The organism is Aetokthonos hydrillicola CCALA 1050 (assembly GCF_017591665.1).
Classification (GTDB): domain Bacteria; phylum Cyanobacteriota; class Cyanobacteriia; order Cyanobacteriales; family Nostocaceae; genus Aetokthonos; species Aetokthonos hydrillicola.
The window spans coordinates 70,920-84,301 of the sequence record NZ_JAAKGC010000012.1 but is presented as its reverse complement, the minus strand read 5'-3'; the positions used below and the strand labels follow the sequence as shown (position 1 = coordinate 84,301).

Below are 13,382 nucleotides of genomic sequence, written 5' to 3'. Positions count from 1 at the left end.
GTTATCAGTGATCAAGGGGTTTGGAGAAGGATTTAAAGCTATAAGATAGACACATTATTATTGACTGATAACTGTTAATAACCCCCATGCCCAATGCCCCATGCCCCATGCCCATTGCCCAATGCCCATTGCCCCATGCCCATTGCCCCCAAATCCATCATGACTAAAACTCTAATCTTACTGTGTTTATTACTACTCGTGGCTTGTCAACCTCACAAACCATTAGAAGAAGCAAAACCGGTGCAGGTAAAGGTTTCACAAGTAGTAAGTGGGCAAAGCATAAAGGTATTAGGTATTAGCGACCAACCAACTGTAATGTCGCAGGTGCGGTTGATAAGTATTGATGCACCAGATTTGCAACAACGCCCTTGGGGAGATGAAGCAAAAGAACGTTTAGAGGCGCTGATCGGGGATCAGCCCGTTAACTTAGAGTTTGATGTGGAAGCAAAAGACCAATTTGGGCGGACTCTTGCTTATGTGTGGAAAGAGGGAGTTTTATTAAATGAGCAGTTAGTCAAAGAGGGATATGCCCTATTCGTAGCGCGATCGCCTAATCACAAATACGATTTACGGTTAGAACGTGCACAACAATGGGCTAGACTTATGGGGCAAGGAATTTGGAACCGAGAAAAACCAATGCGTCTCACTCCCACTGAGTTTCGTAGCCAGAATCGTTAGTTGAGATTTCTATTTTTTACAATGACTAAATTACAAATTTTCTTAGAAATTGCCACGGAAGCAGCACTAGCTGGTGGTCAGGTATTGCAAGAGTACTTGGGTAAGTTAGAAGACGCAATTATTGAAAAACAACGTCCTGGGGATTTAGTGACAGCTGCTGATAAAGCTTCAGAAGTAGTGATTTTAGAAATCTTGCGTCGCCACTTTCCTGAACACTCTATCCTAGCTGAAGAATCAGGAAAACTAGGTAATCAAGAAAACGAATATCTTTGGGCTATTGATCCTTTAGATGGAACAACTAATTACGCTCACCAATACCCTTTTTTTGCGGTTTCCATTGGACTATTAATTAATGGAGTTCCCCAGGTTGGTGTAATTTACGATCCTTTCCACAATGAACTATTCCGTGCAGCTCAAGACTTAGGCGCAACACTCAACCGTCGCCCAATCAAGGTATCACAAACTTCAGAACTCAGCAAAAGCTTGCTTGTGAGTGGGTTTGCCTATGATCGTCGCGAAACATCTGATAACAATTACGCAGAATTTTGTCATCTTACCCATCTTACCCAAGGAGTGCGACGCAGTGGTTCCGCATCACTCGATTTAGCCCACGTCGCTTGCGGTCGTCTTGATGGTTATTGGGAAAGAGGTCTTTCTCCTTGGGATATTACTGCTGGTGTGATTTTATTACAAGAAGCAGGGGGTAAAGTTTCTGCATATGATAATACTCCCTTAAAAATTGAGTCAGGCAGAATTCTTGCAACTAACGGTTACATTCACAACAGCCTTAGCCAAGAATTACAGAACATTCCCCCGCTGTCTTCATATATTAGCAAGTCTCTGAGGGATGGGTAGTTTGGCCTACACTTTTCCTGGATTTCTCGCTTTGTGAGAAATCCGGGTTGTCTTCCCTTCTGCCATCTGCCTTTCTTAGGTGAAGAATTTTTACGAAAACAGAACTTTTGCATAAAAAGGAAAGGCATAACATAAGTAATATTCAGAAGCTCGAAATTGAGGAATATACAAATGGCTAATATCAATATTTCTGACCTGCAACCGCTAAATTCTGGGGTAAAAATATCATTAGAACAGAAAACCAGGTTAAGCTTAAAAGTCTTATCCTGTAAGGATTTTGTTCAGCGTTGTAGTAGCTGATTTTTTAAATTACCAGGTAGATCCTGAACGAAAAAACAAGGGTTTTAGCCTTCAAAGAAATTTGTATTATGTATGTAATAATACTTAACCCAGTTTTCTGTTCTAATGATACTTTTACTCCGATGCAGATGTCCCCGCTACACCTTAGGGAAGAATCGTCATCAGAAGTTTTGTCTGGAAAGGCGGAGGAAAGAGGGAAGCTAGCTATGCTCGCGGGATAAATCGCTTGTTGCCCTTATTCCCACGTTCTCCAGAATACCCGAACCGTAAGAATGCACTAAAGCCGAGAGTTTAATACCCTCTGCAAACTTGCAATTTAGTGGCTCTCGTAATCCATCTCAAGGAGATCTTCTGCAACCTTCCACCATGAAGATAGATTTTCATGGCAAGGTTTGTGGGCGATTGTGCTGCCTTCCCACTGCAGTAGTACACTGCGGGACGCAAAGCGCAGCCATGTCCGCACACCTGGCTTGCCCGTTTGCGTTTAGTGTCTCGCTTGGCAGAAGAGCCGTCCAATCGATGGTTCCAAGTAAATCTTCAAACTTAGAAGTATCTGAAGCACAATGGAAATACGTACACCCAGTCAGATCAAACAGATCCAACAAGACCTCCCATATTTAGTTGAGACTATGGAGTGGGTTGAAAGTTTTGTAGCAAAACCTCATCCAATCGTAGGTAGACTTGGTCCTGTTTGCCCTTTTGTTCCTCATGCAATCAAGTCAAACAGTATGCGTTTAGGAATTCTTCGCATCAAAGACTTGGATATAGAGCAAATTGCAGATGTGGTTTTGCACTACAGAGATATTTTCCAGGAGCTAGAACCACAAACAGGACCAGATACTCTCAGAAAAACATTATTACTCATCGTTCCTGATATCGATATAGAGGATGCTCTTACTATCATTGATGGTGTTCAAAAAAAGGTTAAGCCTTTGTTTGTTGAATCAGGAATGATGATCGGGGAATTTCACATGCGTACTGAAAGTCTTGGCCTTCACAACCCAAATTTTCGTCCTCTTCGCAGTCCCATTCCGATGTTTGTTCTTCGGAATATGGTTGAAGTTGATATTGCTTTTCTTCAAGATGAGAATTTGCACTTACGGATTAAATATCTAGAGGCTTATCTAAAGCATATGGAAGGGACATATTCACATCGTTTCGAGCAGAAAATAAAAGATCAAACTAGGTTAACGACGGCTCGTGAATTAGTGCGATTAGCACGAGATCAACTGCACTTAGAAGCTGATCTTGTATAAAGAATGTTACTTCTGTTCGATTTCTTTAACTGATTTCGATGTTTCCTGCTTGGTCAATTTTGCACAGGAGATATCAGCTTCTTAATTCAGTTCACTTCATTCTCAAAACTTTTTTAGACACTGATAATCCAAATTTGGATATCTATTAATCAAAAATGAAACCTTTTAGGTTTTGCAAAATTGTTGTCCTATTAAAACAGGAGATTTCAAAAAGATGGATACGTATAAAAAAACTATTAAATCCTACTCCTATAAACAACAGCAGTGGCTAATTAAAGATTTACAGTCAACTGAGGTCATACCAGAATTAGAGGCGCAGTTAGAGTACTGGAAGCAACAATTAGCCAATAGTCCTCCAGTACTGGAATTACCCACAGACCGTCCAAGACCATCAGTGATGTCCTGTGTTGGTAAAAAACTACATATAGAGCTACCTAAAAGCTTGAGCGAAGCACTGAAGGCATTCTCGCAAAGAGAAGATTGTAGTCTGTTTATGACTTTGCTAGCAGCGTTTAAAACCCTGCTCCACCGCTATTCCAGTCAGTCAGATATTGTGGTCGGTTCACCGATTGCCGGTCGTAACCGTACCGAGACTGAAGATCTAATTAGTTTTTTTGTTAACACTTTGGTTTTGCGTACTGACCTTTCTGACAATCCCACTGTTCGAGAATTGCTAAGTCGAATTCGAGAAGTTGCTTCGGGGGCTTACAACAACCAAGATCTACCATTTGAGAAGCTTGTAGAAGAACTGCAACTAGAACATTCCCTCAGCTACAATCCCCTGTTTCAGGTAATGTTCGTCTTTCAGAACACTTCAGTAGGAAAACGTACATTAGCAGATCTAACCCTGAGCGCTCAGCCAGTGGAAACCAAGGCTACACCGCTTGATTTAACTCTGGAGCTAGAGGAAACAGCGTCTGGTGTGAAAGGTTGTTTTGATTACAACACAGACTTGTTTGATGAGACAACTATCATCAGAATGGCAGGACATTTCCAAACTCTGCTTGAAGGGATGGTCGCTCATCCAGAGCAAAGAGTTGGACAATTGCCTCTATTGACAACAGCCGAACGGCAGCAATTACTGGTGGAATGGAACGATACCTACATAAAGTACCCCCAATCCGAATGTATTCATAGGTTATTTGAGGCTCAAGTAGAGCAAACTCCCAATGCAATAGCAGCGGTGTTTCAGGATCTAGAGACATTGCCTGCAGGGTGTTCACAAATCACTTACCATGAGTTGAATGCCCGTGCAAATCAATTGGCTCATTACTTGCAAACATTGGGCGTAGGCTCAGAAGTTCTTGTGGGAATCTGTGTGGAGCGCTCTTTAGATATGCTGGTGGGACTACTAGGTATTCTAAAAGCAGGTGGTGCCTATGTACCACTAGACCCTGCGTACCCCAACGAACGCCTAGCATTGATGCTAGAAGATGCACAAGTACAAGTGCTTTTAACTCAGAATCACTTGAGTTACAAGTTGCCTGAGTCTGCGGCTCATGTTGTTTGCCTGGATACTGATTGGGGAGTTATTTCTAGTGAAAGTGAAGCCAATGCGTTTAGTGAAGTCGCGGGGGACAACTTGGCTTATGTGATTTATACCTCAGGTTCTACAGGCAAGCCTAAGGGAGTTCAACTCACCCATAAATCTGCAACGAACTTCTTAAATTCCATGAAGCAGGAGCCTGGACTCACAAAGTCTGACATTCTCCTGGCAGTCACAACAATATCATTTGATATTGCAGTACTTGAACTTTACTTGCCATTGATAGTAGGAGCCAAGGTAGTTATTGTCAGTCGGGAAGTCGCAACTGACGGAAAACGGTTATTAGAGCAATTGGTAACCTCTGGCGCTACGATCATGCAAGCAACTCCAGCGACTTGGCGTCTACTTCTAGCATCCGGCTGGGAGAGCAGCCCAAGGATCAAAATCCTTTGCGGTGGTGAAGCTTTAACCCCAGATCTAGCAAATCAACTGCTTGAAAGAAGCATTTGTTTATGGAATTTATACGGTCCTACGGAAACAACTGTTTGGTCATCTGCCTATAAAGTTGAAGGCTTGCAACAGCAGTCTCGGGCAAAAGAAGCCCCAGAGCCTATCGGACATCCCATCGCCAATACCCAAATCTATCTGCTGGATTCCAACCTTCAACCAGTTCCCATCGGTGTGAAAGGGGAACTCCACATTGGTGGTGCTGGGCTAGCCAGAGGCTATCTTAACCGTCCAAAGTTGACGAACGAGAAATTTATTCCCAATCCCTTTTATAATTCAAAATTCAAAATTCAAAATTCAAAATTATATAAAACTGGAGATTTGGCACGGTATTTGCCAGATGGCAATATTGAATATATTGGGCGCATAGATCATCTAGTGAAGTTACGTGGCTTTCGGATTGAATTAGGAGAAATTGAAACTGTACTAAACCAACACCCCGATGTCCGGCAAAGCGTGGTCATAGTTAGAGAAGACCAACCAGGTGATAAACGCCTTGTAGCTTATATCATTCTAGAGCAAGAATCGCCTACCACTTCCAGGATGCTCCGCAACTTCCTGAAGGAGCAATTACCAGAATATATGGTGCCTGGGGTCTTTCTCATGCTGGAAGTTTTCCCCCTAACCCCTAATGGCAAAGTTGACCGCCGCGCTTTGCCAGCACCGGAGACGTCCCTAAGTGATTGTGAAGTTGACTTGGTTTTACCCCGTACAATTACAGAAAAACTCCTCGCTAGTATTTGGGCAGAAATTCTTGGGCTAAAACAAGTTGGTATTTATAATAACTTCTTTGAACTGGGGGGGCACTCACTACTAGCAACCCAAGTCACTTCTAGAATCAGGGAGACTTTTGCTGTCGATGTGTCTCTACGTTATCTGTTTGAATCCCCTACCATAGCAGCATTTAGCCAGGTGATTGAGACTGCCCGCAATAGCAACACGATGGGACATGTGTCTGAAATTGAAAGGGTATGTACAAAAGAGAATCTGCCCCTGTCTTTTTCTCAAGCTAGACTGTGGTTGCTCAATCAATTAGATCCAGAAGGTTCTGCTTACAATCTCTCAACAGCATATCAGCTTACAGGTGAGCTAAATGTTGTTGCCCTAGAGCAAAGTTTGGGTGAAATTGTCCAACGTCATGAGGCACTGCGGACAACTTTTGCATCTGTGAATGGGCAACCATTTCAAGTGATTCATGACAGCCAAATTGTACCGCTATCACTAATAGAAGCTCAAGACTTGTCAGAGAGGGAAGTTGAGATACTAGTGACACAATTGGCTGCACAACCTTTTAATCTGGCAACTGGACCATTGTACCGCGTTCGACTACTGCGCCTAACTCCTGAAGATTATTTGTTACTATTCACAATTCACCACATTATCTTTGACGAATGGTCAGAAAATATCTTCTTTGAGGAACTTGCTACACTTTATGAAGCTTTTTGCACAGGTAAGCGATCGCCACTTCCGGAATTACCAATCCAATATGCCGATTTTGCTAACTGGCAACGCCAATGGTTACAAGGCAAAACCTTAGAGGCGCAGCTCGACTACTGGAAGCAACAATTAGCCAATAGTCCTCCAGTACTGGAATTACCCACAGACCGCCCCAGACCATCAGTGATGTCCTATGTGGGTAAAAAACTACATATAGAGCTACCTAAAAGCTTGAGCAAAGCACTGAAGGACTTCTCTCAAAAAGAAGGTATTACCTTATACATGACTTTGCTGGCAGCCTTCAAAACTCTGCTTTACCGCTACTCCAGTCAGTCAGACATCGTGGTTGGTTCACCCATTGCTGGTCGTAATCGTACCGAAACTGAAGATATAATTGGTTTCTTTGTTAACTGTTTGGTTTTGCGTACTGACCTTTCTGGTAATCCCACTGTTCGGGAATTGCTAGGTCGAATTCGAGAAGTTGCTTTGAGTGCTTACGAACACCAAGACCTACCATTTGAGAAGCTTGTAGAAGAACTACAACCAGAACGTTCCCTCAGCTACAATCCCCTATTCCAGGTAATGTTTGTTTTCCAGAACACACCAGTAGGAAAACGTACATTACCAGGTCTAACCCTCAGCCCTCAGCCAGTGGAAACCAAGGCTACACAGTTTGATTTGACTCTCGAACTAGAAGAAACGGCGTCTGGTCTGAAAGGTTGTTTAGATTACAATACAGACTTCTTTGATGAGACTACTATCATCAGAATGGCAGGACATTTTCAGACTCTGCTTGAAGGGATAGTCGCTCATCCAGAACAAAGAATTGCACAATTGCCTCTGTTGACAGCAGCTGAACGGCAGCAATTGCTGGTGGAATCGAATCAAACCAGAGTTGACCACCCTCAAGCTCAATCAGTCCATCAGTTGTTTGAAGAGCAGGTAGAAAAAACACCGCTATCAGTGGCGTTGGTTTTTGAGGATCAGCAACTGACTTACCGAGAGTTGAACAATCGTGCTAACCAACTTGCACACCACCTGCAAACACTAGGAGTCAAACCTGACGTGCTAGTTGGTTTGTGTGCTGAGCGATCGCTCTTAATGATCGTCGGAGTTTTGGGCATTCTCAAAGCGGGTGGTGCATATGTACCATTAGATCCTGGATATCCACCAGAGCGCTTAGCTTTCATCTTAGACGATACCCAAGCATCGGTGATACTGACGCAAGAAAAGTTGGTCAATAAGCTGCCAAATCGAGAAGCAGAAGTTATTTGTCTAGACTCAGATTGGGAAGCGATCGCCAACAATAGCCAAGAAAATCCTGTCAGTGCAGTCACTCCCAACAACCTAATGTATGTCATTTATACATCAGGATCTACAGGACAGCCCAAAGGCGTGATGATCCCTCATCGTGGGATCTTGAATATGCTGCATTGGCGACAAAGAACTTTTGGTATTACCCAACAAGACAAAGTTTTACAGACAATTCCTTTTAGTTTCGATCCTTCAGTGTGGCAGATCTTCTGGCCATTGTCGTTCGGAGCACAATTGGTGATGGCTCGTCCCGGCGGACATCAGGACGGTGCTTACTTGATCAAGACAATCATTGAACAAGACATCACCGTCCTTGGTTTAGTACCCTCGATCATTCGCATGCTACTGGAGGAGAAGGGAATTGAGAAGTGCAAACACCTTAAACACGTCACTACGGGTGGAGAAGCATTATCCATTGAACTTATGGAGCGCTTCCTAACCAGTCTGGATTTGGAAAATGTGTTGTTGAATTGCTATGGTCCTACAGAAGTGTCTATTGATGCTACTGTGTGGATCTGCCCACGTCACACTGATCACCCTAGTGCTCCAATTGGTCGCCCGATTGACAATGTCCAAATTTATATCCTCGATGAAAATTTGCAACCTGTTAGTGTTGGTAAAACAGGTGAGTTGCATATTGGTGGTGCGGGTTTAGCACGAGGTTATCTCAACCGTCCTGAATTAACCAATCAAAAGTTCATTCCCAATCCTTTTAGTAGCGAACCTGGATCTCGTATTTATAAAACTGGAGATTTAGCACGTTATTTGCCGGATGGGAATATAGAGTTCTTAGGTCGAATTGACGACCAAGTCAAGATCCGTGGTTTTCGGATTGAACTAGGCGAAATTGAAGCCATACTACGTCAACATTCAGCAGTGCAACAAACTTTAGTTCTCGTCAGAGAGGATGTTCCTGGAAACAAGCAGCTTGTGGCATATGTTGTTGCAAAACCAGAGCAAGCCCCCAACCAAAGTGAACTACGCTGTTTTTTACAGGATAGGTTACCTGAGTACATGGTGCCTACTGCCTTTGTATTCTTAGATGTTCTGCCATTAAATGCCAATGGTAAGGTAGATCGTCGTGCCTTGCCTGCACCAGATATTTCTAGCTTCAGTCGAGCCAAGAGCTTTGTTGCACCCAGCACTCCTACAGAGAAGGTGTTGGCATCTATATGGGAACACCTCCTTTCTATACCACAGATCGGTATTAATGACAACTTCTTTGCATTAGGTGGACATTCTTTGTTAGGAATGCAAGTGATTTCGCGGTGTCGCCAAGCTTTTTCTACAGAAATTCCGCTACAGTTACTGTTTGAGAAACCAACAATTGCTGGTTTAGCTGGTGTGATTGACCAAAGTCACATTGAAAGTGCTGATGTGAAGACGCACCAAAGGATTATTCCACAATCCAAGGGAGACAGAATCCCCCTATCCTTTGCTCAACAAAGAGTTTGGTTTTTAGAACAATTGACACCAGACAGCGCAACCAGCTATATCATGACCAATGCGTTGCGCTTGACAGGCAACCTTAATGTCGATGTGTTGCAACAATCACTAGATGCAATTGTTTGCCATCATGAGGTACTGCGAACTAATTTTATATTATTACCCGATGGTAGCCCTATACAGATCATAGGTGAGCCAAGATCCGTCGAACTTATGACGATTGACTTGACACAAGAGCCAGAATCTGGTCAAAAAGAGCAGGTGCAAACTATCTTGGACTATGAGGCACAGCGTCCTTTTGACTTAGCATCTGACTTGATGTTGCGAGCAACTTTACTCAAAATAGATCAACAAGAACAGATACTGGTGTTGAGCATGCATCACATCGCCTCGGATGGGTCTTCAATGCTTATCTTGTGGAAGCAGTTAGCATCAGTTTATACAGCATTTTTGAATGGCTTGCAAAATCCCCTCTCAAAACTACCAATCCAGTATGGTGACTTTGCTATTTGGCAGCACCAATGGCTATCTGGTGAGATACTCGACACTCAACTCAACTACTGGAAAACGCAGCTAGCTGGTGCTAACCAAGTACTAGAATTGCCTACCGATTACCCACGCCCGCCAGTTCAAACCAACCGAGCCGGAACACAGTCTCTTCTTATACCCAAAGCTCTAAGTGAATCAATCACAGCAATCTCACGACAGGAAGGCGTCACCCTGTTCATGACAATGCTTGCAGCATTTGGATCTTTACTATACCGTTACACTGGTCAAGAAGGTGTCAGTATTGGTACTCCAATTGCTGGTCGTAATCGGGTTGAGATTGAAGAACTTATTGGATTTTTCGTCAACACTGTAGTTTTGCGGATTGATTTTTCTGGTCATCCTAGTTTTCGTTCACTGCTAGATCGCGTCCGGCAGCTGGCATTAGATGCTTATGCCCATCAAGAAATGCCTTTTGAAAAACTGGTGGAAGAACTACAGCCAGAGCGAGACACCAGTCGTAACCCCCTGTTTCAAGTGTGGTTTAATATGCTCAACTTGGAGGATGTTCAACTGGAACTCCCTGGGTTATCTTGTGAACCAATCCCAATGCAGGAAACTGCTGCCAAGTTCGACTTGACTGTGTATGTGACAGAACAAAAACAGGGAATAAAACTCGATTTGGTGTATAATGCAGACCTATTTACGCCAGAGCGAATGATGGAGTTGCTAGAGCAATACCATAATTTGCTCAACCAGATTGTTATTAACCCACAAGTAAGCATTACTAATTTATCTCTAGTCACTGTCCAAGCAAAATTCCTCTTACCAAATCCACAACAGCCACTTCATACGGGATCCGAGCAACTTGTTCATACTAGCTTTTGCGAACAAGCTCAAAGAGTGCCACTAAAATTGGCGATTGTAGATAAACAGCTTACCTGGACTTATGCTCAACTTGAGGAACGTGCTAACCAATTTGCTCACTATCTACTGGCAAATAACATTCGCTCTCAAGAGATTGTTGCAATCTATGCAGAGCGTAGTGCAGCACTCGTGTGGGCAATACTAGGCGTTTTGAAAGCAGGTTGTGCTTTCATGATTCTCGATCCAGCTTATCCGTCAGCGCGAGTGATTGATTGCCTTGAGATTGCCCAGCCTTGCGCTTGGTTCAATATAGCAGAGGTCGAATCACCAGCGAGTGTTTCTGAATATTTAGGTTTATCTGGTGTTAATTGCCTTGAGTTTTCTCCTGACTTAATATTGCCAACTGACGCGCCAAAAGTAGTCATTGAACCAGATGATTTAGCTTATGTCGCCTTTACCTCTGGTTCGACAGGAAAACCCAAGGGAATAAAAGGCACTCACAGACCCCTATCCCATTTTCTACAATGGCATGTACAAACGTTTGGTCTTTCTGAATCAGATAGATTCAGTATGCTCTCAGGTCTTGCTCATGACCCTTTGTTACGCGATATTTTCACACCATTATCACTTGGTGCAACTCTGTGTATACCCAAGCAAGAAGATATAGAAACTCCTGGTAGTCTGGCTGACTGGATGAAGCGACAACGTCTTAGCGTCGCTCATCTCACGCCCGCTATGGCACAACTTTTGACTACGAATGTCAAAACAAACACAACAGATTTGCGTTATCTGTTTTTTAGTGGTGATGTTTTAACACACCAGGATGTAAGCAGAATTCGCAATTTTGCTCCCCAAGCCACCTGTGTTAATTTCTATGGAGCTACTGAAACGCCACAGGCTATGGGTTATTTCATTGTCCACGACCAATGCGATCGCATTTTCAAAGAGACAATCCCGATAGGTCGAGGGATTGCTGATGTACAGTTGCTTGTTCTCAACGCCGATCTAAATTTAGCCGGTGTTTCAGAACTGGGAGAAATTTATGTCCGCACCCCTTACTTAACTCAAGGCTACATTGGTAGCGATCAACTGACGCAAGAGAAATTCATTATCAATCCATTAACAAATATTGCTCGTGATCGACTGTACAAAACTGGGGATTTAGGACGCTATCTACCGGACGGCAATATTGAATTTGTTGGTCGCGTGGATCACCAAGTTAAAATTCGTGGCTTCCGCATTGAGCTGGGAGAAATTGAAGCGGTTCTGAGTCAACATCCTTCCGTAGAACAGATTGTAGTCATTAGCCGTGAGGATGTTCTTGGTGAAAAACAGCTTGTGGCATATGTTGTTCCTAAGCTTCGGCAAGTTTGTACAACCAATGAACTATGCGACTTCCTTAAACCGAAGTTGCCTAAGTACATGATTCCCGCATCCATTGTGATGTTAGACGCTTTACCCCTAACTCCTAACAACAAAGTAGATCGATTAGCTCTGCCTATACCCGCCGATGCTCGGCAACAGTCCTTTAACTCCTCGGTTACCGCCCGGAATCAGCTAGAGGAACAGCTGACGGAGATTTGGCAAGAAGTTTTAGGCATCCACCCAATTAGCGTAAAAGATAACTTCTTTGATCTAGGGGGACACTCGTTACTAGCTATACGCTTATTCGCTGAAATAGAGCAAAAATTTGGCAAAAAAATTCCCCTAACTACCCTCTTCCAAGCAGGTACTATCGAGACTCTTGCTAACAGGATTGCTCTTGAAAAACAGTTTACATCTGATTATCATCACCAGGATGTATCAGAAAATCTATGGTCATCCTTGGTAGAAATTCAACCTAAAGGTTCTCGACTGCCTTTGTTCTGTATCCACCCTCTTGGTGGCAGTCTTTTAGGATACTACAATTTGTCAGTTCACTTGGGATTGGATCAACCGGTTTATGGGCTACAACCGCTAGGACTAGATGGCAAACAGCGTCCCTTCACTCGGGTTGAAGACATGGCTGAGTACTACATTCGGGAAATCCAAACTGTTCAGCCTCATGGTCCTTATTTTTTTGCAGGGTATTCCTTTGGGGGTACAGTTGCTTTTGAAATGGCGCACCAACTGATCAGAAAAGGTGAAAAAATAGGTATTATAGCCATGGTTGATAGTCTTCGTCCGGGTTGTGATGCACGAGCTTCTTTCTTCAAGCGGATTTTCTTACATTTAGAGCAAGTTTTAGAAGAAGGACCTGCATACTTGAAGCGCAAACTTGTCGGTTGGAAACAGTGGGGTACCTACAGTCTCAAACATAGATACAAGCATTATTTGCAAACACAGCATAAAATATCGGAAACTGACGAACACTTAGAAGTTATAGTTGCTAACACCATGGCAGCCGAAGCATATAACTACCAGGTTTACCCTGGTTCGATCACCCTCTTACGGACTGAAGATAAATATCGGGACGAGGCTATTGGTATACAATATGATCCTCAATTTGGCTGGGGAGAACTAGCTACTGAAGGAGTCGAGATACATTACGTTGCTGGAGACCACATTCATCTACTTGAGGAACCAAATGTACGCTACCTAGCACAGAAATTGAAGGTTTGCTTAAACAAAGCTCTTCCACCAAAGCATTAATTGACAGAGCGCCCGCGAGCGTAAGGTTTAAAGCCTCACCGCTTGTGGGCGAAAAAATCCTTGTCTCAGAGGTACGGTCATCTAATCTATGCATATTGTATGTTCAAACAAGATATGCA

At 43.3% G+C, this 13,382-nt stretch carries 4 protein-coding genes; all 4 read left to right on the top strand.

Annotated features, from left to right (window positions below; translation table 11 throughout):
- Window positions 1-159 precede the first annotated feature (159 nt).
- Window positions 160-678 carry a thermonuclease family protein gene (locus G4P69_RS08580; protein ID WP_208344453.1) on the top strand — a complete coding sequence of 173 codons (519 nt, stop codon included), beginning with the start codon at window positions 160-162 and terminating at the stop codon, window positions 676-678.
- Window positions 679-699: 21 nt separating this feature from the next.
- Window positions 700-1,533 carry an inositol monophosphatase family protein gene (locus G4P69_RS08575; protein ID WP_208344454.1) on the top strand — a complete coding sequence of 278 codons (834 nt, stop codon included), beginning with the start codon at window positions 700-702 and terminating at the stop codon, window positions 1,531-1,533.
- An 863-nt stretch (window positions 1,534-2,396) separates the two neighbouring features.
- Window positions 2,397-3,089, top strand: a complete 693-nt coding sequence (locus tag G4P69_RS08570) for a DUF6875 domain-containing protein (RefSeq protein WP_208344455.1) — start codon at window positions 2,397-2,399, stop codon at window positions 3,087-3,089.
- Between the two features lie 214 nt (window positions 3,090-3,303).
- The gene (locus G4P69_RS08565) at window positions 3,304-13,263 is read left to right on the top strand and encodes a non-ribosomal peptide synthetase (RefSeq protein WP_208349377.1); all 9,960 of its coding nucleotides are present in this window, start codon (window positions 3,304-3,306) and stop codon (window positions 13,261-13,263) included.
- Window positions 13,264-13,382 lie beyond the last annotated feature (119 nt).